The organism is Sphingobium sp. GW456-12-10-14-TSB1 (assembly GCF_059424385.1).
In genome coordinates this window covers 171,873-190,839 of sequence record NZ_JBWKZI010000003.1, presented here as the reverse complement: position 1 = coordinate 190,839, position 18,967 = coordinate 171,873, and the positions used below count along the sequence as shown (strand labels likewise).

Sequence of the window (18,967 nt, the reverse complement as noted above, 5' to 3'; positions counted from 1 at the left end):
GAAATGCCTGCCCTGCATTCATTCTCGCCGATGTCGCCCGCCGCTCAGTTCGACGACTTCACTGGTGATCTGATCCTGACGCGTGAGGCGCTCCTCGAGGCGCAGGGCCTCGCCCTTGCGATCGATGTGGCTGCGGGCGGTCGCCATGGTGCGCAGCCGTGCCTCATTCTCGGCGACGAACGTCTCGACCGCAGCCGCGCAGATGTGGGCGAAGACATATTCCGCGGTCAGGTCGCCGATAAGGTCCGCCGCGTTGATATTGACGAGCGGCGGCAAATCCGCCGTGGACGCGGGGAAAGTGTCGAGGTCGAGCGGCAGGAGGCTCGCGCGCACGATCGAGACGCCCTTGCCGCTGCTCCAGACCGGATAAGCCATGGTGATGGGCACCGCGCCGACCTCGTCCAGATAGTCGTACAGCGCGTCGATGATGCTTGTCGCGAGTGCGGGCAGCGCATCGGCCTTGCTCGGCATGCTCGCGCTCCATGCGATGCGCAGACCGCGCTCGGCCGCAAGCGTGGCCGTGCGCGCGCCAATCAGAAGAATATGCCTGTCCTGCATGTCGGCCGCGGCGCCGTCGAGCAGCTGCTCCGGAAAGGCCCCGGCAAAGCCTTGCTCCGCACCGAACAGGATAAGGCCGCCTCTCGCACCACCGACCGCCCGCGCCGGAAAACGCGCCAGTGGCTCGTCAAGGCGGCGCGCCTGGCCAATGGCGGTGCGGGCGGTCTCCGCATAGCGTCGCACCGCAGGCAGCAGCGCGCGCGCCTGATGCGCCCGCTGCGCGGCGATGCCCTGCATGGCGTTGACCACCGCACCGAGCTGGCGGACGGTCTCGATCCGCTGGCCGATCTCGGCGAGGCGATCGCTCATGATGCAGAACCGGCCGGCTGGCTTTCGATCAGCGCTTTCACCGTCGTCATCAGAGCGGACCGCTGCGCGGTGTCGATCTGTCCAGTCCGCTCGATCTGCGCGCATAGATCGGGGACGTGATCGTCGATCCAGGCGGGCAGCCGCGTGCGGAGCGACGATATCTCCGAGACCGCCATGCCATCGAGCAACCCTTCGCCGAGCGCCACGACCAGCGCCACCTGGTCGACGACCCGTAGTGGACTCGACAGCGGTTGCACGAGCAAGGCGCGCAAGCGCTTGCCGCGTTCGATCTGGGCGCGGACACGCGGCTCGGGCTGCTCGCCGAAGCGGGTGAACATCTCGAGCTCGAGGAACTGCGCATAGTCGAGGCGCATGGTCCCGCTCGCGTCGCGCAGGACGCGAAGCTGCGTCTTGCCGCCGACCCGGCTCACGCTCGTGCCCACATCGATGGCGGGCTTGTGCCCCTGCGCGAACAGCTTCGCGTCGAGAATAATCTGACCGTCGGTGATCGAGATCAGATTGGTCGGGATATAGGCGCTGACGTTGCCGGCATCGGTCTCCGCGATCGGCAGAGCCGTGAGCGAACCGCCCCCCTTCTCCGTCGAGAGACGCGCCGCACGTTCGAGCAGGCGGGAATGGAGGAAAAAGACGTCGCCGGGATAGGCCTCGCGCCCGGGCGGCTGTCCGGTCAGCAGGGCGATCTCGCGATGGGTCGCGGCATGCTTGGTGAGATCGTCGAGCACCACCACCGCATGGCCGCCACCATCCCGAAAATACTCGGCCATCGTGAAGCCCGCGAACGGCGCGATCCATTGCAGCCCCGGCGCCGCGGCGGGGCTCGCCACGACGAAGATGGTGCGGTCCGGCGCGCCATGCCGCCGCACCTGGTCGACCACGCGCGCGACCGCCGAGCTTTTCTGGCCGATCGCGACATAGACGCAGATCATGTCGCTGGTGCGCTGGTTGATGATCGTGTCGACCGCGAGCGCCGTCTTGCCTGTGGCGCGGTCGCCGAGAATGAGTTCGCGCTGCCCCCGGCCGATGGCGAACATCGCATCGATTGCGAGCGTGCCGGTCTGCACCGGCTGGACGACGAGGTCGCGTTCGATGATCGCCGGCGCCGGCCGTTCGACAGGATCGAAGCGCCTGGCCCGGATCGGCGCGCCCCCATCGAGCGGACGGCCGAGCGGATCGACGACTCGGCCAAGCAATGCCTCGCCAACCGGCACGCGCACCACCTCGCCCGAGCCGGTTACGGTGTCTCCTGCCTCCACCTGGGCGGCATCGTCGAGCAGCACGCAGCCGATCCGGTCCCGGTCGAGCGTGTGGACGAATCCGGTCTGGCCCCGGGCGAAATAGAGCAATTCGTCGAGGCGCGCGTCCGGAAGGCCCGAGACCATGGCAACGCCGTCGCCGATCGATTCCACCCGGCCAATTGCATCGACACGCGGCCCGAGATTGGCGCGCGTGATGCAGCTCTGGGCCTGCGTCAGCCAGTCTTCAGGCGATCCGGGCATGATCGTCTTCATTGAGGCTCTCAACCATGGCGTCGAGATCGGCGCGCCAGCTGTTGCGCACGACGGCGTGGGGCGTGCGAAGCTCCGCGCCGGCGATGAGATCTGGATCGACTGCGAAGATCGGGGTCGCGGTATCCGGCAGGATTTCGCCAAGCGCGCGCGCTACCTGCGTCTGCAGATCGGCCGTCAGCGGCGCGGGCGTCGCGACGGTGACGGGCCCGGCGGCCGCCAGGCTGCGGCGATCCGCCTCGGAAAGGTCTCCGAGCCGCGCCTTGAGCGCGTCGACCATGGCCTGCACCGTCTGCTCGGGCGGGAGACGAGCGAGCAACGTGCCTGCCATCGAGGCGGCGAGGTTCGCTGCCTTTTCCCGCCACTGCGCCGCCACCCGCCCGCGTTCGGCATCGATCGCCGCATGGCCTTGCTCGACGACGGCGTCCGCCTCGAGCCTGGCCTGCGCGAGGAGGCGCTGGCGCTCCGCTTCGGCCTCGGTCCGGATCTCGGCGCGGCGAGCCGCCGCATCCGCGACGAAGCCGTCATTCTGCGTTTTGAGCGCCTGCGCTTCGGCCTGTGCCCGGTCCTTTGCCTCCCGCGCTTCGTCGAGCAGCGCCTGGGCCGATGCCTGGCGGGCAGCGATGGCATCCATCACCGGACGGAACAGGAAGCGTCCGAGCAGCCACACGAGGATGAGGACATTGACCGCCTGCAGCGCGAGCGTCCACCAGTCGATCCGCATGTCAGGCGAACGGGTTGGCGAAGAGCAGCAGCAGCGCGATCACGAGGCAGTAGATCGCCATCGTCTCGATCATCGCGAGGCCCACGAACAGCGTGCGCGAGACGGTGTTGGCGGCTTCGGGCTGGCGCGCGATCGCGTCCATCGCGGCGGCGACGGCCCTGCCCTGCCCGAGCGCCGGGGCGATTGCGCCGATCGAGATCGCGAAAGCGGCTCCGAGGATGCTGGCGAGATGGATCCAGTTCATGCGGGGGACTCCTGTTTGGATGGCGGGCGGGCGCCGTTCTCGCTGATAGCGCTCCCGATAAAGACCATGGCGAGCGCGCCGAAAATGTAGGCCTGGACCGCGCCGGTCAGCATTTCGAGCGCCATGAGCGGGATCGGGACGAGCAGCCCGGCGAGGCTCAGCACGACGCCGATCATGAAGACGCCGCTCATGACGTTGCCGAACAGGCGCACCATCAGCGAGAAGCTGCGGGTGAAGAGCTCGACGATATTGAGCGGGGCGAGCAGGATCGAGGGGCGCGCGAAGGTCGCGAGATAGGCCCTGGGCCCGAGCGCGCGGACGCCGAACCAGAGCGTTGCGCCGAAGACGATCAGCGCCAGCGCCGCGTCGGTTTCGAGGGTCGCGGTCGGCGGCTCGACGCCGGGGATCAGCGACGACCAGTTGGCGACCAGCAGGAACAGGAACAGCGTGCCGATCAGCGGCAGATAACGCCGCGGCTCCGCCTCCATCGTCTCGCGGATCTGGCCGGCGACGGTCTCGACGACCAGCTCGAGCGCCGCTTGGGCTCGTGATGGGCGTAACGCAAGGCGGCGGGTCAACAGCCAGCTTCCGATTGTAAGGACAGCCATGATGCCCCAGGTCGTGGCCACAGGCTGGCTGATCGGCACCGGACCGATCGCGAACAGCACATGGCTTTCAAGTGGTGACGCGAATTTCATCGGGCGCCTCCGAGCCGGTGGAGCATGATCTGGCGCCCGCCCATGAAGCCGGTTGTAGCGGCAAGAAGCGCCGGCCACCCTTGCCGGCTGGCGATGACGAGAACCAGAATAGTGACGGCGAGACGCCCGAGCCTGAGCAGGATCGCGCGCGATGCCGGGCCGCCATGGGTGACGAGGTCGGCTTCTCTGGCGATGGCCGCGAAATGGGCGAGGCCGACCGCAAATCCGAGGGCCAGGAACAGGATGGGGGAGAGCTGGCTCATTGCCGGTGCATCCAGCGCCAGCCCGACCAGCAGCCGAGGGCGAGCCCGACGAGCAGGAGCGGCGCGGTCCAGAAGATGCCGCTATCCAGCCGGTGGTCGAGCCAGCGGCCGATCGCGAGACCGACCAGCGCGGGCAGGACGATCTGCCAGCCGAGCACGCCGATCTGGCCGAGATTGCGGGCGACGGAAGGAAGCCGCTGCGCAAGCCGCCGCCGTTCCGCGCGGGTCCGGATGGCTTCGACGATCGGCTGCTCGGGCTTGTCCGCGGTCACAGACCAAGCTCCCGGCCACCACCCTGCAGGGCCTCGACCATATGGCGGATCGCCTGCATCCTGAGTTTCGCCGACGCGGTCCGTTCGGATCGTTCGCCCTCGTCGCGCTCGCGGTAGCGCGCGAGCACGTCATGCTCGAGCGTTCCGAGGTCATCGCCGACATGGCCTTCGCGCGTCGCGACCGCGACCTCCGTGCCGTGGCTCACGGTCAGAATGCCGTTGCGCACCGCGCAATAGCCGGGAGCGCCATCGAGGCCCCGCCAGGAGACGATCGAGACGCCAAGCGCGGTCAGGAAATCGGCGTGGCCCGACAGGATGCCGAAACTGCCGCTGGCATCCTCGGCGCGAACCGACCTGACGTCCGTGTCGACGAGGATCGCGGTCGGATCGGTGATCCGCAGCTTCATGCGCCCTCCCCCACGCGAGAGCGTGCCTCTTCAATATCGCCCACCATGTAGAAGGCGCTCTCGGGCCAGTCGTCGGTCTCGCCGGCCAGGATGGCCGCGACGCCCTGCAGCGTATCGGCCAGCGCCACAGAACGGCCGGCTTGCCCGGTGAAGGCCTGGGTCACCATGAAGGGCTGGGTCAGGAAGCGCTGCAGCCGCCGCGCCCTGCCGACGATCAGCCGATCCTCGCGGCCCAGTTCCTCGATACCGAGCAGCGAGATGATGTCCTGAAGCTCGCGATAATGCGCGATCGTCTCCCGGACCTGCTGGGCGAGCGCGTAATGATGATCGCCCACGACCTGCGGATCGAGCAGGATCGACGACGATCCCAGCGGATCGACCGCGGGATAGATGCCTTCGGCCGCCATGGCGCGCGAGAGCAGAATGGAACTGTCGAGATGGGCGGAGATGGCGGTGACCGCAGGGTCGGTGAAATCGTCGGCGGGCACATAGACCGCCTCGATCGCGGTCACCGCCGCCCCATGCACCGAGGCGATGCGCTCCTGCAGCGCGGCCACTTCGCTGGCCAGCGTCGGCTGGTAGCCGACGCGCGAAGGCATGCGTCCGAGCAGGCCGGAGACTTCGCTGCCGGCCTGGACGAAGCGGAACACATTATCCATGAGCAGCAGGACATTGCGCTTCTGCTCGTCGCGGAAATGTTCGGCGATGGTGAGCGCGGTCAGCCCTACCCGCCAGCGCGCGCCCGGCGGTTCGTTCATCTGCCCGAAAACGAGCACGGTCTTGTCGATCACGCCCGAGCCGCGCATGTCCGTGAGCAGCTCATGGCCCTCGCGCGATCGCTCGCCGATGCCGGCAAAGACGGAAACACCTTCATAGCGCGCGACCATCGCGTTGATGAGTTCCATCACCAGCACGGTCTTCCCCACCCCCGCGCCCCCGAACATTGCCGCCTTGCCACCCTGGGCGAGCGGCGCGAGCAGATCGATGACCTTGATGCCAGTCTCGAACATCGCCGTCGCCGCGCTCTGCTCGTCGAGCGGCGGGGGGGCGCGGTGAATGGGCCTCAATGGGACATCCGGCCCAAGCGGCGCGCCGCCGTCACCCACCTGCCCGGTCGGCGTAAGGAGCCGCCCCAGAACCTTGTCTCCGACCGGGACCGCGATGGGGGCGCCCAAGGCCATCACGCCGACATTCCGAGCGAGACCGGAGGTCGGCTGAAGCGCGACGGCGCGGACGGTGCGGTCATCGATATGGCTCTGCACTTCCGCGACCAGCGGGCCTGACGACGCATCGACGCGCAGCGCTTCATTGACCGCGGGCAGCGGCCCTTCGTCGAACTCGACGTCGAGGACGGGACCGCGCAGCGCCGCAATCCGGCCGAGCCTGGCTATGGACGGTATCACGCCCATGCCGGTTGCCGGGTCAGACCATAATCATGCCCGACCGTGCCGCGATCATGACGGGACGGGTAGAAGTCGCTGCCCGCGGGCACGACATGGACGACAAGCCAAAAGTGCATTGGCTGAGCGTCGCAGGCAAGCCGCAGATTCGGCATACGTAGAGTTACCGATTCTCTCTGATTCAGCCTCGCCGAATAACGGCGGCGCGACGCGATGGGCCTCAGGCCAGGGCGCTATGCCCGATATGCCAGAGCTCAAACGCGAAGAGAAAGGTTCACCGTTTCATGCCCTATCCCGTTGATCAACTCGCCGCGCTCGCCAAAGCGAATGTCGGCCTGATGCTGAAGCTCGCCGAAGTCGCCCGGAAAGGTGGCGAAGAGTCGCTCGAGGTCGGCAACCGCGCCGCCGGCCGCTTCGCCGAAGAGGCGCGTGCCTCGATTGCGGGCGCGACGGACAAGACGTCGGACGCCGGCGCGGTCAGCCCGGCCGGACCGCGGGCACTGTTCGAGGACATGGCCACGGTCCGCGAGCATATGATTGCCGGCACAAGATCGGCGTTCGAGGAATGGCAGCAGGCCTGGCAGGCCGTCGCGAGCGCTCCGACGGCTCCCGGGGCGCTGGATGCCTTTGCTGCCATTGTCGGACCATGGTTCGGGCAGAAAAGCCCGGGCGACGGCGAGAAGCAGGCCACCAGCGACAAATAGGATAGCCCCCGATCGCGGCGAGCCGCCCTAGCCGAGCAGGTGCTGACCGCCATCGACCGGAATGATCGTGCCGGTGATATGGCGGCCGGCATCGCTCACCAGAAAGGCGGCGAGCCCTCCGACATCCTCGATGGTCACGAGCTGGTGCTGCGGGACCGTCGCCGCGGCCCGTTCGAGCAGCTCGTCGAAGCGGTCGATGCCGCTGGCAGCGCGGGTCGCGATCGGGCCTGGCGAGATCGCATGGGCGCGAATGCCCTTGGGGCCAAGCTCAGCCGCGACATAGCGGGTCGCGCTTTCGAGGGCCGCTTTGACCGGCCCCATCAGGTTGTAGTGCTCGACCACCCGCTCCGACCCGTAGAAGGTGACGCACAGCAGGCAGCCGCCATCCGACATCAGCGGCTCGGCGAGACGCGCCATGCGCAGGAAGCTGTGGCACGAGACGTCCATCGCCAGCGCGAGGCCTTCGGCCGAGCTGTCGACGACGCGGCCGTGCAAATCCTCCTTCGGCGCGAAAGCGATCGAGTGAAGCAGGAAATCGAGGCCGCCCCATTCGGACTTCACCCGCTCGAACAGGGCCTCCAGTTCGCCCGGCACCCGGACATCGCACGCGGCGAGCCATTCGACTCCCAGGGTCTCCGCGACGGGCGCCACGAACGGCTCGGCCTTTCCGTTGAGATAGGTCGCCGCCAGTCTCGCGCCACAGTCGTGAAAGGCCTGGGCGCAACCCGCCGCGATGCTATGCGCGTTGGCGATACCGATCACCAGGCCGCGCTTGCCAGTAAGATCGACGAGAGGTTTCATGCTTTCGGCTCCTCACGCAGCAGATCGGCGGTGTGGATGGCGATCATCCTTTCCTCATCGGTCGGGATGACGCGGACGGCGACACGGCTGGACGGCGCGCTGATGACTGCATCTCCTCGGAGGTTCGCGTCCGCGTCGAGGTCCACGCCGAGCCAGCCGAGCCGACCGGCGACGCGGGCGCGAATTTCAGGCGAATTCTCGCCGATCCCGGCAGTGAACACGAATGTGTCGAGACCCCCGAGCGAGGACGCGAGAGCGCCGGCCTGGCGCGCGATCTGCCAGACGAAGAGCTCGATCGCTTCCCCAGCGGCGGGCGTTTCGCTGCCGAGAAGCGCGCGCATGTCGCTGGAGACGCCGGACACGCCCAAAAGGCCGGACTCACTGTAGAGGAGATGCTCGACTTCACGCGCCGTCATGCCCCTCTGCTGGAAAAGATAGAGCACCGCGCCCGGGTCGAGCGCGCCGCAGCGCGTACCCATCACCAGCCCGTCGAGCGCGGTGAACCCCATCGTCGTGTCGATGCTGCGCCCCCCGGCCATCGCGCAAAGGCTGGCCCCGTTGCCGAGATGCGCGGCGATCGTGCGGCCACCGCCTGTATCGGGATCGATCGAACGCAGCTGCCGCGCGATATATTCGTAGGAGATGCCGTGAAAACCGTAGCGCCGCATGCCCTCTTCGCCAAGCGCGCGCGGCAGCGCGAGGCGCGTCGCGATCGGGGGCTGGCCATGATGGAAGCCGGTGTCGAAGCAGGCGACTTGCAGCACAGCGGGGCGCAGCCTGGAGACGGCGCGGACCGCGGCGAGATTATGGGGCTGATGCAATGGCGCCAGTGGGCAAAGCGCCTCGAGCGCGGCGAGGAGTGGCGCGTCGACCCGCGCCGGCGCTGAATAGTCGGTGCCGCCATGAACGATCCGATGGCCGACCGCGATCAGATCGTCGCCGACCGAGGCTTCGATCTCCCGCAGCAAATCCTCGAGCAGCGTCTCGTGCGTGATCGTGCCGTCTTTCGTCCAGCGCCGCTCGGCAAGGACATCCCCCTTCGCATCGCGCGCGATCAGGTGCGGCTCAAGGCCGATATTCTCGATCTTGCCGCTCGCCAGCAAAGAGGGCTCATCAGTGCCCGGCTCGGCGTAGAGCGCGAACTTAAGGCTCGACGAACCGGCGTTGAGGCACAGGATTTCAGCCATCGCGGCGCTGTCCCGCAACGCCGGGAGCCGCCTTGGTCGCAGCCCGCGCCAGCAGCACCGCGAGCGCGCAGGAGGCGAGGCGCGTGCGCACGCTGTCTGCCCGGCTGGTGAGGATGATCGGAGCGCGCGCGCCGAGCACCACGCCTGCGGCATCGGCGCCGCCCAGGAAGGTCAGCTGCTTTGCGAGCATGTTGCCGGCCTCCAGATCGGGCACCAGCAGGATGTCCGCCTGGCCGGCGACCGGCGAGACGATACTTTTCTCGCGCACGGCCGCCTCGCTGATCGCATTATCGAGGGCGAGCGGGCCATCGAGCAGCGCGCCTTCGATCTGGCCCCGGTCCGCCATCTTGCAGAGCGCCGCGGCATCCAATGTGGTGCGCATTTTCGGATTGACCGTTTCGACGGCGGCGAGGATCGCGACCCTGGGCTGTTCGATCCCGATCACATGGGCAAGGTCGATCGCGTTGCGCGCGATGTCGGCCTTGTCCTCAAGCGTCGGCTCGATGTTGATCGCGGCGTCGGTGATGATGAGCGGGCGCGGATAGCCGGGCACGTCCATCACATAGGCGTGGCTGATCCTGCGTTCGGTCCGAAGGCCCGTGTCGGACGATACGACCGCGCCCATGAGCTCGTCAGTATGAAGCGAGCCCTTCATCAGCAGCGCGGCTTCGCCGGCCCGCACGCGCGCGACGGCTTCGGCGGCGGCGGCGTGGCTGTGCGGGACGTCGATCACCCGGAAGGCCGCAATATCGACACCGGCGTCCTTCGCCGCATTCGTCATACGCGCCGCAGGGCCGATGAGAATCGGAACGACGATGCCGGCGTCGGCGGCCTCAGCCACTGCGCGCATGGCGTCGGCGCTGCACGGATGGACCACGGCCGTGACGCACGCAGATCCGTCCTTGGCGCGCGCCATCAACTGGCGGAAGCGGTCGTGGCTGGCGATCCGCACGTCGGGAAGCGGCATGCGGGGCCGGCTGACTTTCTCGGTGGGCGCCTTGACCTCGGCCTGGCCGCTGATGACGGTCTCGCCCTTCTGGTTCACACAGGTGCAGTCGAGAACGATGACATGATGCTCGGCGCGCTTCTGCGCGACGGTGACGCAGGCCGTGATGGTGTCGCCGACGCCCACCGGGCGGGTGAAGCGAAGCGATTGGCCGAGATAGATCGCACCGGGCCCTGGCAGCTCGGTTCCCAGGATCGCCGAGATGAGCCCCGCGCCCCACATGCCATGAGCGATGACCCTGTGGAACATGTCCGTTTCGGCATAGACAGGGTCGAGATGCGCCGGATTCACGTCGCCTGACACCGCCGCGAAGAGCTGGATGTCGTCGGCGGTCAGCGTGCGGGTGAGGCTGGCCGTATCGCCGACGGCGATCTCGTCGAACGTGCGGTTCTCGATGAGGTTGGCGGCGGCCATGGCTCAGCGCTCCAGCACGTAGCGCCCGGGGGCATCACCGAGCGGCGGATAGTTCCGTTCGGGCGCGCCCATCGCCGGTGGGGCCGCCGCCTCGCCCGAGTGCGATCCAAGCCATGAACTCCATTCCGGCCACCACGACCCTTCGCGCACCTCGGCCCGCTCCAGCCAGGCATCGGGACCTGGCGCCGGGCCATCCTGCATCCGTGTCGCGATGCGATAATGGCGATGAGGATGCCCGGGCTCGGAGACGATCCCGGCATTGTGGCCACCGCTCGTCAGCACGAAGCGGATCTCCGCGCCCGTCAGCATGTGGAGCTTGTGGGTCGAGCGCCACGGCGCGACATGGTCGGTTTCCGTGCCCACCATGAAGATCGGCATGCGCAGCCCCGAGAGCGAGACCGGGTGGCCGCCGGCCTCGTAGCGCCCTTCGGACAGGTCATTGTCGAGGAACAGGCGCCGAAGATATTGCGCGTGCATGGCATAGGGCATGCGGGTGCCGTCGGCGTTCCATGCCATGAGGTCGGTCATCGGCTCGCGCTCGCCCATGAGATAGGTCGAGAGGATGCGCGACCAGAGCAGATCGTTGGACCGCAGCATCTGGAAGGCGCCGCCCATATGGCTGCTGTCGAGAAAGCCGCGCGCCCACATCATCGCATCGATCAGGTTGATCTCCGCCTCGTCGATGAACAGACCAAGTTCGCCCGGCTCGCTGAACTCGGTCTGGGCGGCGAACAGCGTGACGCTCGCCAGACGCTCATCTTCATCGCGCGCCATCGCGGCCGCGGTGATGGCGAGCAGCGTGCCGCCGATACAATAGCCGGCCGCGTGGATCTTCTCGGTGCCGGTAATCGCCTGGATGACATCAACGGCGGCCATCGGCCCAAGCAGGCGATAATCCTCCATGTCGAGATCGCGGTCGGCGCTGTCGGGATTGTGCCAGGAGATGCAGAACACGGTGTAGCCCTGCCCTACCAGCCAGCGGATGAGCGAATTTTCCGGCGACAGGTCGAGGATGTAATATTTCATGATCCATGCCGGCACGATCAATATCGGCTCCGGACGCACCGTCTCGGTTGCGGGCGCATATTGGATCAGTTCCATGACCCTGTTGCGAAACACGACCTTGCCAGCCGTGGCTGCGACCTTCTCGCCGACCCGATAGGCCTCCGTGCCCGCTGCGGGCTCCCCGCGTACCAGGCGTTCCAGGTCGTCGCAAAAAAATCGCGCACCCTCGACAAGGCATTGTCCTCCGGTTTCGAGGATGCGCTGCTGGAGCACGGGGTTGGTCGGGATGAAATTGGTCGGGGACACCATGTCGAGCATCTGGCGGGTCGCGAACTCGACGATCGCTTCGTGGTGCCCGGTGACGCCGCTCACGCCGGTCGTCGCGGCATGCCACCATTGCTGCTGGAGCAGGAAGGCCTGCTCGATCAGGTCGAACGGATGGCGCTTCCAGGCTGCGTCGGCGAAGCGCCGATCCTGGGGCAGCGGATCGATCGCCGGCTCGGGATCGCTGCCGGATGCGCTGCGCATGGCATAGTCGGCGAGCCGCATCAGCTTGCGCCCGCCCTTGGCGGCGAGCTGCAGCTGCCTGCCTGGCGAGCAGAGAATGTGCGTCCACCAGTCGGAAAAAGACTGCGCCAAAGTGGCGGGCGACTGGCCTGAAGTCAGCTGCGCGATGGCGGCGAAGCTCGACCGATCCAGCGTCGTGGCCAGACCGTCCAACGGGTCAGGGATATTGCTTCGACTCTGCACATTTTCGCTCCTGCTGCGGTGCAACAAGCCCTGAAGCGCAGGAAGCCTCTGCGCACTCCGTAGTCCTACGGAGGGATTGCCTCGCATATGCCAGCCCCAGAAGTCAGAGCTCAGCACGACATTGCTGTATGAAAAGCGGCCAAATACGATCAGGAGGCTCAGTGCGGTCGCACGGGCGAGCCAGCTATCCCGCCGAACCAGTCCCGCAATACCGGCGAAAGGGTCTGCGGGTTGCCGCCGATATGGCGAAGATCCTCCGCCAGCAGTGGCGGGCGGACTGCGAGGAAATATATCGCGAGGCCCGTCGTGAGAATGCCAAGTGCGATCAGCACCCCGGCCGCCAGAGCGGGTCTGGTCCGAGAGGCGGCCGGCGCTAACATTTTCTGTCGAGACTCAGTTCGGCGATGATGGGACAATCTGGCCGCTCGTCGCCATGACAGCGCTCGGCGAGATCGACGAGGGTCTCGCGCAGGGTCGTCAGCGCTTCGGCCTTGCGCTGCAATTCCTCCGCCCGCGCCAACGCGACCCGCTTTACATCGGCGCTGCTGCGGCCCGTGTCGGCCCACAGGCCGAGCAGGGTCCGGATCTCCTCGATCGGAAAACCGAGATCGCGGGCATTGGCGATGAACCGCAGGCGATGGAGGTCACTCTCGCCATAGTCGCGATAACCCGCTCCCCGGCGCGGCGGCGCCGGGATGAGGCCGATCTTCTCATAATGGCGGATCATCCGCTCCGAGACCCCGCTTTGCTTCGACGCCTCCCCGATGTTCACAGCGCTTTCCGGTTGAGGCGCAGCGCGTTGGTGACCACGCTGACCGAGGAGAGCGCCATGGCGGCGGCCGCGATGATCGGCGAGAGCAGGATGCCGAACAGCGGATAGAGCGCGCCCGCCGCCACCGGCACCCCGGCGACATTGTAGATGAAGGCGAAGACCAGGTTCTGGCGAATGTTGGACATGGTCGCCTGGCTCAGCCGCCGTGCCCGCACGATGCCCATGAGATCGCCCTTGAGCAGCGTCACGCCCGCGCTCTCGATCGCGACGTCGGTGCCCGAGCCCATGGCAATACCGACATCGGCGGCAGCCAGTGCGGGGGCGTCGTTGACCCCGTCGCCGGCCATCGCCACCACGCGCCCCTCGCTTTTCAACCGCGCGACGACGGCACTCTTCTGGTCGGGCAGTACCTCGGCTTCGACATCGTCAATGCCGAGCCGCCTTGCCACCGCCTCTGCTGTGGTGCGGTTGTCGCCGGTCAACATCACCACGCGAATGCCTTCGGCCTTGAGTGCGGCCAGGGCCTCCGGCGTCGTCTGCTTCACGGGATCGGCGATTGCAAAGGCGCCGCCGACGGTGCCGTCGACGCCGATGAAGATCGCGGTGGCGCCATCCCGGCGCAGGGCGTCGGCCTGCTCCGCCAGCGCGTCGGTTGCTATGCCCTCTTCCGAGAGGAACCGCGCATTACCGAGCACGATCCGGCGGCCGTCGACGGTGCCGAGCGCGCCGCGTCCGGTGGGGGAATCGAAGTCGGTGACGTCGCTCGTGGGGATGCCGCGATCCTTGGCGGCCTCGACGATCGCCAGCGCGAGCGGATGCTCGGAGGCCCGCTCGACCGAGGCGGCAAGCCGCAGCAGTTCGGCTTCGTCGAAGCCGGGCGCCGGCACGATCTGGGTGACGGCAGGCCGGCCTTCGGTCAGCGTGCCGGTCTTGTCGACGACGAGCGTGTCGACTTTTTCCATATGCTCGAGCGCTTCGGCATTCTTGATGAGGACGCCGAGCCCGGCGCCGCGGCCAACCCCGACCATGATCGACATCGGCGTGGCGAGACCCAGTGCGCAGGGACAGGCGATGATCAGCACGGCGACCGCCGCAACCAGCCCGTAGGCGAAGCGCGGCTCGGGGCCCCAGATGCCCCAGGCGATGAACGCGACCACCGCGACCGCGATGACCACGGGCACGAACCAGCCCGACACCTGATCGGCCATGCGCTGGATCGGCGCGCGCGAGCGCTGCGCCTCGGCGACCATCTGGACGATGCGCGCCAGCATGGTGTCCCGGCCAACCTTGTCGGCGACGATAACGAGCGCGCCGGTCTGGTTGAGCGTGCCGCCGATCACCGTGTCGGCCTTGGCCTTGGTGACGGGCATGGACTCACCGGTGACCATCGACTCGTCGAGCGAGGAACGGCCGTCCTCGACCACGCCATCGACCGGCACCTTCTCGCCAGGACGCACACGCAGGCGGTCGCCGACCGCAACGAGATCGAGGCTGATTTCCTCTTCACTGCCATCGGAACCGATCCGGCGCGCGGTCTTTGGCGCAAGGTTAAGCAGCGCCTTGATCGCGCCCGAGGTCCGCTCGCGCGCGCGCAGTTCGAGCATCTGGCCGAGCAGCACGAGGACAGTGATCACCGCGGCCGCCTCGAAATAGACGGCAACCATGCCGTCCTCTCCGCGGAAGGCGGGCGGGAACAGCTGGGGCGCGAGCGTCGCGACGACGCTGTAGATCCAGGCGACCCCGGTCCCCATCGCGATCAGGGTGAACATGTTGAGGTTGCGGGTCTTGAGCGAGGCCCAGCCACGCTCGAAGAAGGGCCAGCCCGCCCAGAGCACGACGGGTGTCGCCAGCACGAACTGGATCCATACCGAGATCGACATCGGCACGAGGCGATGGATCGCGGGAAAGAGATGCGCGCCCATCTCGAGGATCAGCACCGGGAGGGCCAGCATCAGGCCGACCCGGAAGCGCCGTGTGAAATCGACCAGCTCATGGCTGGGGCCGCTGTCGGCAGTCACGGTCGCGGGCTCGAGCGCCATGCCGCAGATCGGACAGGACCCGGGATGGTCCTGCCGAATCTCGGGATGCATAGGGCAGGTCCAGATCGTGCCTTCTGGCACCGCGACTGGCGGTGCCGGCGGGCCGAGATAGCGCTCGGGATCGGCGATGAATTTTGCCCGGCAGCCCGCGCTGCAGAAATGATAGCTTTCACCGCCATGCTCGGCATGGTGCGCAGTGATCGCAGGATCGACGGTCATGCCGCAGACCGGGTCCTTGACGCCAGCCGCTGGTTTCGCAGCGCCGTGGCTGCCGCAGCAACCGCCGCCATGCGCCGCTCCATGTGTCTCGTTCATCGCCTTGCTCCTTTCGACGCCTGACGATCTAGGGTCTGACACCGTGTCAGGGTCAATACGTAATCGCCTAAGCGGACAAATCGGCGGGCCCGTTCGCCTGGCCGCCATCAGCCAAGGTCATTGGCAACCGTAAGGCCGTGGTCCTGCGCCGGTCGATGCGCCGTAAACAAGTCGATCGCGCCGGTGATGGTCAAAAGCCGAAACGTCTCGGCCACATGCCTGAAGCCGGCCGCCGCGATCAGGCCGGGGAGCACGCCGTCGGCATTGGGCCGGGTATCATCGATGCCATCGAGCCGCTGCACGGTCAGGCGGAAGGCAAGCCGCATGAAACCCTGCTGGCGGCCATAATCGGCGATCACCAGGCGCCCACCCGGGCGCAGCATGGCGAACATGGCGCGCAGGGTTGCCGCCTTCTCCCTGACCGGCATCTGATGCAGCACGAGACTCGACACGACAGCGTCGGCGGTACCCGGGGCCACGTCCCTGGCAAATCCCTGACGCCAGTCGATATCGGCCCGCCGCACAGCGGCCTTGTGCCGCGCGATGTCGAGCGCCTCGGCATCGGGATCGAGACCGATCACCTGCGTCCTGGGCTCGGCTTGCTTGAGCATCAGCGCGAAGCTGCCGGTGCCACAGCCGACGTCGACGACCGTCTCACCGGCTTTGGGCGCCAGGGCGGCGAGCATGGCGGCACGCCACCGCTTCTCCCGCGTCCACAGGCGGATCGCGCGATCATAGTCTTTCGTCGATCCGGTCCCGAGCGGCGGGGTGTAGGATTGCATTGGCTTCTCCCAACGCGAGGCGTCCGAAACGATAAGCTACATCGACATGGGCGGCGATAGTGTCCCCAGCCAGGCGACGAGCCCGAGAATGACGATCGCAAGACCGCCTTCGACGACGAGGCTCGCGCGCAGCAGCGCCTGCGCCCGTGGCGCGTCCTCTTCCTCGATCGCCTGCGCAAGTGCCGGGGTCAGGCGATAACGGTTGAGCGCGGCCAGGCCCAGCATGCCGGCGAACAGCAGCAGCTTGGCGATGAGCAGCAGGCCGTAGGTCGACTGCCCGAGCGAGGCGATGTTGCCCGGACCGACGAGGAACCAGCCGTTCACCGTCCCGGTCAGGATCAGCAGGGCGACGATGATCGTGCCGACGAGGGAGAAGCCCCGCAACGCTTCCTCGGCGAGCGTGACCCGGTCCATGTCTTGAGCGGCGAGATCGTCGGTTGCGAGCCTGGGAAGTACCAGCGCGAGGAATGCGGCAAGCGCGCCGACCCAGGCGCCGGCGGCGAGCAGATGGATGAGATCGGCCCCCAGTTGCAGCCAGCCCGCCTCGCCTTCGCCAGCCGCGCCATGCCCACTCCAGGCGAGGGTCGCGAGTGCGACCGCGCCTGCCAGAGTGGAGGCGATGAAGGCAGGACGGGATTGCCGGCGATAGAAGGGGATGGAGAGCAGAAGAACGAGGAGCGCGACGAGGCGCGCCTTCAGCGCCGTTCCCATGGACGTGCCGTTGAACAGCTCTGCGACCATGGAAAGATCAGGCTGGGTGAGCGGCAGCCCGGTCATGGCCGCTGCCTGCAACGCGAACCCCAGCGCCGACAGCAGGAGGGCGAGACAGGCGAGACCGGCCACCATTGCTACCATCGGCAGATGCCGCTGTACCATCCGGCCGCCGCCGGGCGCATAGAGCGCGAACAGCGGCAGGCCGAACAACAGGCCGAGATCGACGTAGAGCGCCCAGCGGACGGCGACGAGTGCCACGTCGTTCATGGCGTCACTTGACGGTAAAGGCGAGATTGCCCTGGATGCGGTGCGTGTCGGTCGAGACGACGTGCCAGGCGACCTGATAGCTGCCCGCCATGAGCGGCTTGGCGAGCGTCAGCACGAGCGTCTTGTCGCCTTCGACGGACGTCTTGAAGCCGGTTACCGCCATGCGGTGGTTGGGCATGCCGGGCATGCCGGTCATCACGATCTCGGCGCCCGACAGCTTCGGCATCAGACCTTCACTGAAGGTGAGCGTTATACGCGACGGCGCCGGGACGCTGGCGTTGGCGGCGGGCGTCGAGGACACGAGCTTGGGATGGGCGTAGGCCGGAGCCGAAACACTCAGGCCGACGGCGGCGATGGCTGCGAGCGGCGAAAAGAAGCGCATTTGGACATTCTCCTGTCAGTGACATGAGAGAATACGCAGCCGCGACCTGCACCCCTCGCAATTTTCTTTTTGTTCCCGGACAAGGGTTGCCGGACCATCCTGCGTATTGAGAAGTGAAGACGGAGAAACATCATGGACCACCTCGACGACATGCTCAGCCGGTTGCGGGAAGCGCCGCTCGATCCCCGGCTTGCCGGGCTGGACAGCCGCGTCATGGCCGAGATCGCCCGGCTCCAGGCCATGCCCCGCCTGAGCGCCACGACATTCGGTATCGCCGCGGCAGCAGCCTTGTTCCTGGGAATTGCCGGCTCGGCCGTGCCTGTGCGGTCGACCGAAGCCGGGCCGATATCGCCCTTTGACGCGCGGCTCGCGCTCGCTCCTTCGACGCTGCTGAGTTCACAATGATGCGCGACCGCCGGCTCCTGCTCCTCGTCCTGCTGACCTTTGCCGCGGCGATCGCCGGTGTGGTCATCGGCCGCGTCTATGTGGTTCCGGTGCGCCCGGTCGAAAATGAGTTGCACGACCTGCTCCATCGCGATCTGAAGCTGGACACCGCGCAACATAGCCGTCTCGAGACGATCGAGAAGAACTATGCGATCCGGCGTCAGGCACTGGAGGCCGAACTGCGCGCCGATAACGCGCGGCTCGCCGAGGCGATCGAGGCGGAGCATGGCTATGGTCCTCGGGTTGCAGGGGCGGTGGATCGCTCGCACCAGGCGATGGGCGCGCTGCAGAAGGAAACACTCGAGCATATCTTCGCGATGCGGGCCGTGCTGCGCCCGGATCAGACGGACAAGTTCGACGACGCCGTGGTGAAAGCGCTGACGGCCAAGTCCAAATGACCGCGTGCCTCCCCGACTGCTCGGACGGGGAGCTCGCGGCTCTGGCGCTTGGAGGCCGGCAAGCGGCCTATGGCGAGCTGGTCCGCCGGCATCAGGGCTGGGTGCACCGCCTCGTGCGCAGCCATGTCGGGAACCGCGACGAAGCGCTCGACGTGACCCAGGCGAGCTTCGTCGCCGCCTTCGCCGCACTCAACCGCTATGACGCTGCGCGACCTTTTCCGGTCTGGATGTCGCGGATCGTCATCAACAAATGCCATGACTGGCGCCGCCGCCGCGCGGTCCGCAACTTCTTCTCCCACGCGCTGGCGCTGGGGGAAGCCGAACATGTCGTCGACGAGGCGCCACTACCCGACCAGGCGATCGGCGCCGAGCAGCAGCTGGCAGAGGCCATGAAAGCGATCGCCGCCCTGCCCGCCTCGCTCAAGGACACGCTCATCCTGCGGACGATCGACGAGAAATCGGAAGCCGAAACCGCCGAGATCCTCGGCATCTCCCAGAAGGCCGTCGAGACCCGCCTCTACCGCGCCCGCGCACGCCTCGCGGAAATGTTGAAGAAAGTTTGAGGGGGATGAGGCCACGCTGCGTA

At 67.3% G+C, this 18,967-nt stretch carries 23 protein-coding genes; 4 read left to right on the top strand and 19 right to left on the bottom strand.

The window, feature by feature from the left end:
* Positions 1–18: 18 nt before the first annotated feature.
* From AC07X9_RS23365 to atpD, 9 genes are read right to left on the bottom strand one after another with little or no spacing between them, the layout of a single operon-like run.
* The gene (locus AC07X9_RS23365; RefSeq protein WP_021245233.1) at positions 19–867 is read right to left on the bottom strand and encodes a F0F1 ATP synthase subunit gamma; all 849 of its coding nucleotides are present in this window, start codon (positions 865–867) and stop codon (positions 19–21) included.
* The gene (locus AC07X9_RS23360; RefSeq protein ID WP_306303067.1) at positions 864–2,396 is read right to left on the bottom strand and encodes a F0F1 ATP synthase subunit alpha; all 1,533 of its coding nucleotides are present in this window, start codon (positions 2,394–2,396) and stop codon (positions 864–866) included. The genes AC07X9_RS23365 and AC07X9_RS23360 overlap by 4 nt, the downstream gene beginning before the upstream one ends.
* Entirely contained in the window at positions 2,368–3,117 is a 750-nt protein-coding gene (locus AC07X9_RS23355; RefSeq protein WP_021245231.1) for a F0F1 ATP synthase subunit B family protein, read from the bottom strand. Before AC07X9_RS23355 ends, AC07X9_RS23360 begins: the two co-directional genes overlap by 29 nt.
* 1 nt (position 3,118) lies before the next feature.
* On the bottom strand, positions 3,119–3,361 hold the full coding sequence (locus AC07X9_RS23350) for a F0F1 ATP synthase subunit C (protein WP_017501321.1): 243 nt from the start codon (positions 3,359–3,361) through the stop codon (positions 3,119–3,121).
* Positions 3,358–4,029: a F0F1 ATP synthase subunit A gene (locus AC07X9_RS23345; RefSeq protein WP_441347661.1), complete on the bottom strand. Its 672-nt coding sequence runs from the start codon at positions 4,027–4,029 to the stop codon at positions 3,358–3,360. Before AC07X9_RS23345 ends, AC07X9_RS23350 begins: the two co-directional genes overlap by 4 nt.
* Positions 4,030–4,055: 26 nt before the next feature.
* Entirely contained in the window at positions 4,056–4,322 is a 267-nt protein-coding gene (locus tag AC07X9_RS23340) for an ATP synthase subunit I (RefSeq protein WP_017501319.1), read from the bottom strand.
* The gene (locus tag AC07X9_RS23335; RefSeq protein ID WP_021245229.1) at positions 4,319–4,594 is read right to left on the bottom strand and encodes an AtpZ/AtpI family protein; all 276 of its coding nucleotides are present in this window, start codon (positions 4,592–4,594) and stop codon (positions 4,319–4,321) included. The genes AC07X9_RS23340 and AC07X9_RS23335 overlap by 4 nt, the downstream gene beginning before the upstream one ends.
* The gene (locus tag AC07X9_RS23330; RefSeq protein WP_017501317.1) at positions 4,591–5,001 is read right to left on the bottom strand and encodes a F0F1 ATP synthase subunit epsilon; all 411 of its coding nucleotides are present in this window, start codon (positions 4,999–5,001) and stop codon (positions 4,591–4,593) included. The genes AC07X9_RS23335 and AC07X9_RS23330 overlap by 4 nt, the downstream gene beginning before the upstream one ends.
* The gene (gene atpD / locus AC07X9_RS23325; protein ID WP_438943869.1) at positions 4,998–6,404 is read right to left on the bottom strand and encodes a F0F1 ATP synthase subunit beta; all 1,407 of its coding nucleotides are present in this window, start codon (positions 6,402–6,404) and stop codon (positions 4,998–5,000) included. Before atpD ends, AC07X9_RS23330 begins: the two co-directional genes overlap by 4 nt.
* 281 nt (positions 6,405–6,685) lie before the next feature.
* Between atpD and AC07X9_RS23320 the strand changes: the two genes are divergently transcribed.
* Positions 6,686–7,105 (top strand): hypothetical protein, encoded by a 420-nt coding sequence (locus tag AC07X9_RS23320; RefSeq protein ID WP_017501314.1) that lies wholly within the window; start codon positions 6,686–6,688, stop codon positions 7,103–7,105.
* A 27-nt stretch (positions 7,106–7,132) separates the two neighbouring features.
* Here the strand turns inward: AC07X9_RS23320 and fabI are convergent, their stop codons facing one another.
* From fabI to copC, 10 genes are all read right to left on the bottom strand, one after another.
* Positions 7,133–7,906 (bottom strand): enoyl-ACP reductase FabI, encoded by a 774-nt coding sequence (gene fabI / locus AC07X9_RS23315; RefSeq protein ID WP_021245226.1) that lies wholly within the window; start codon positions 7,904–7,906, stop codon positions 7,133–7,135.
* Positions 7,903–9,093 (bottom strand): acetate/propionate family kinase, encoded by a 1,191-nt coding sequence (locus tag AC07X9_RS23310; RefSeq protein ID WP_031291181.1) that lies wholly within the window; start codon positions 9,091–9,093, stop codon positions 7,903–7,905. Before AC07X9_RS23310 ends, fabI begins: the two co-directional genes overlap by 4 nt.
* Entirely contained in the window at positions 9,086–10,513 is a 1,428-nt protein-coding gene (locus tag AC07X9_RS23305) for a bifunctional enoyl-CoA hydratase/phosphate acetyltransferase (RefSeq protein WP_021245224.1), read from the bottom strand. The genes AC07X9_RS23310 and AC07X9_RS23305 overlap by 8 nt, the downstream gene beginning before the upstream one ends.
* Positions 10,514–10,516: 3 nt before the next feature.
* Positions 10,517–12,238, bottom strand: a complete 1,722-nt coding sequence (locus AC07X9_RS23300) for a PHA/PHB synthase family protein (RefSeq protein WP_021245223.1) — start codon at positions 12,236–12,238, stop codon at positions 10,517–10,519.
* 188 nt (positions 12,239–12,426) lie between these two features.
* A complete protein-coding gene (locus AC07X9_RS23295; RefSeq protein WP_021245222.1) occupies positions 12,427–12,600 on the bottom strand; it encodes a hypothetical protein in 174 nt (57 codons plus the stop codon).
* A 41-nt stretch (positions 12,601–12,641) separates the two neighbouring features.
* Positions 12,642–13,040 carry a Cu(I)-responsive transcriptional regulator gene (gene cueR, locus AC07X9_RS23290; RefSeq protein ID WP_007406402.1) on the bottom strand — a complete coding sequence of 133 codons (399 nt, stop codon included), beginning with the start codon at positions 13,038–13,040 and terminating at the stop codon, positions 12,642–12,644.
* Positions 13,037–15,394: a heavy metal translocating P-type ATPase gene (locus AC07X9_RS23285; RefSeq protein ID WP_021245221.1), complete on the bottom strand. Its 2,358-nt coding sequence runs from the start codon at positions 15,392–15,394 to the stop codon at positions 13,037–13,039. The genes cueR and AC07X9_RS23285 overlap by 4 nt, the downstream gene beginning before the upstream one ends.
* 107 nt (positions 15,395–15,501) lie before the next feature.
* A complete protein-coding gene (locus AC07X9_RS23280) occupies positions 15,502–16,176 on the bottom strand; it encodes a class I SAM-dependent methyltransferase (RefSeq protein WP_017501308.1) in 675 nt (224 codons plus the stop codon).
* 36 nt (positions 16,177–16,212) lie between these two features.
* Positions 16,213–17,157 (bottom strand): copper homeostasis membrane protein CopD, encoded by a 945-nt coding sequence (gene copD / locus AC07X9_RS23275; protein WP_007406374.1) that lies wholly within the window; start codon positions 17,155–17,157, stop codon positions 16,213–16,215.
* A 4-nt stretch (positions 17,158–17,161) separates the two neighbouring features.
* Positions 17,162–17,539: a copper homeostasis periplasmic binding protein CopC gene (copC, locus tag AC07X9_RS23270; protein ID WP_007406420.1), complete on the bottom strand. Its 378-nt coding sequence runs from the start codon at positions 17,537–17,539 to the stop codon at positions 17,162–17,164.
* 132 nt (positions 17,540–17,671) lie between these two features.
* Between copC and AC07X9_RS23265 the strand changes: the two genes are divergently transcribed.
* From AC07X9_RS23265 to AC07X9_RS23255, 3 genes are read left to right on the top strand one after another with little or no spacing between them, the layout of a single operon-like run.
* On the top strand, positions 17,672–17,944 hold the full coding sequence (locus tag AC07X9_RS23265) for a hypothetical protein (RefSeq protein ID WP_007406394.1): 273 nt from the start codon (positions 17,672–17,674) through the stop codon (positions 17,942–17,944).
* Positions 17,944–18,381: a periplasmic heavy metal sensor gene (locus tag AC07X9_RS23260; protein WP_025550099.1), complete on the top strand. Its 438-nt coding sequence runs from the start codon at positions 17,944–17,946 to the stop codon at positions 18,379–18,381. The genes AC07X9_RS23265 and AC07X9_RS23260 overlap by 1 nt, the downstream gene beginning before the upstream one ends.
* Positions 18,378–18,944 (top strand): RNA polymerase sigma factor, encoded by a 567-nt coding sequence (locus AC07X9_RS23255; RefSeq protein ID WP_086485387.1) that lies wholly within the window; start codon positions 18,378–18,380, stop codon positions 18,942–18,944. Before AC07X9_RS23260 ends, AC07X9_RS23255 begins: the two co-directional genes overlap by 4 nt.
* Positions 18,945–18,967: the final 23 nt, after the last annotated feature.

Bases quoted from the DNA above. Each gene is read 5' to 3' on its own strand.
- AC07X9_RS23340 (WP_017501319.1), bottom strand. From the start codon at position 4,322: ATGAGCCAGCTCTCCCCCATCCTGTTCCTGGCCCTCGGATTTGCGGTC.
- AC07X9_RS23365 (WP_021245233.1), bottom strand. From the start codon at position 867: ATGAGCGATCGCCTCGCCGAGATCGGCCAGCGGATCGAGACCGTCCGC.
- AC07X9_RS23330 (WP_017501317.1), bottom strand. From the start codon at position 5,001: ATGAAGCTGCGGATCACCGATCCGACCGCGATCCTCGTCGACACGGAC.
- fabI (WP_021245226.1), bottom strand. From the start codon at position 7,906: ATGAAACCTCTCGTCGATCTTACTGGCAAGCGCGGCCTGGTGATCGGT.
- AC07X9_RS23255 (WP_086485387.1), top strand. From the start codon at position 18,378: ATGACCGCGTGCCTCCCCGACTGCTCGGACGGGGAGCTCGCGGCTCTG.
- AC07X9_RS23320 (WP_017501314.1), top strand. From the start codon at position 6,686: ATGCCCTATCCCGTTGATCAACTCGCCGCGCTCGCCAAAGCGAATGTC.
- AC07X9_RS23360 (WP_306303067.1), bottom strand. From the start codon at position 2,396: ATGAAGACGATCATGCCCGGATCGCCTGAAGACTGGCTGACGCAGGCC.
- AC07X9_RS23265 (WP_007406394.1), top strand. From the start codon at position 17,672: ATGGACCACCTCGACGACATGCTCAGCCGGTTGCGGGAAGCGCCGCTC.
- AC07X9_RS23305 (WP_021245224.1), bottom strand. From the start codon at position 10,513: ATGGCCGCCGCCAACCTCATCGAGAACCGCACGTTCGACGAGATCGCC.
- AC07X9_RS23350 (WP_017501321.1), bottom strand. From the start codon at position 3,361: ATGAACTGGATCCATCTCGCCAGCATCCTCGGAGCCGCTTTCGCGATC.
- AC07X9_RS23280 (WP_017501308.1), bottom strand. From the start codon at position 16,176: ATGCAATCCTACACCCCGCCGCTCGGGACCGGATCGACGAAAGACTAT.
- copC (WP_007406420.1), bottom strand. From the start codon at position 17,539: ATGCGCTTCTTTTCGCCGCTCGCAGCCATCGCCGCCGTCGGCCTGAGT.
- AC07X9_RS23310 (WP_031291181.1), bottom strand. From the start codon at position 9,093: ATGGCTGAAATCCTGTGCCTCAACGCCGGTTCGTCGAGCCTTAAGTTC.
- AC07X9_RS23285 (WP_021245221.1), bottom strand. From the start codon at position 15,394: ATGAACGAGACACATGGAGCGGCGCATGGCGGCGGTTGCTGCGGCAGC.
- AC07X9_RS23355 (WP_021245231.1), bottom strand. From the start codon at position 3,117: ATGCGGATCGACTGGTGGACGCTCGCGCTGCAGGCGGTCAATGTCCTC.
- AC07X9_RS23260 (WP_025550099.1), top strand. From the start codon at position 17,944: ATGCGCGACCGCCGGCTCCTGCTCCTCGTCCTGCTGACCTTTGCCGCG.
- copD (WP_007406374.1), bottom strand. From the start codon at position 17,157: ATGAACGACGTGGCACTCGTCGCCGTCCGCTGGGCGCTCTACGTCGAT.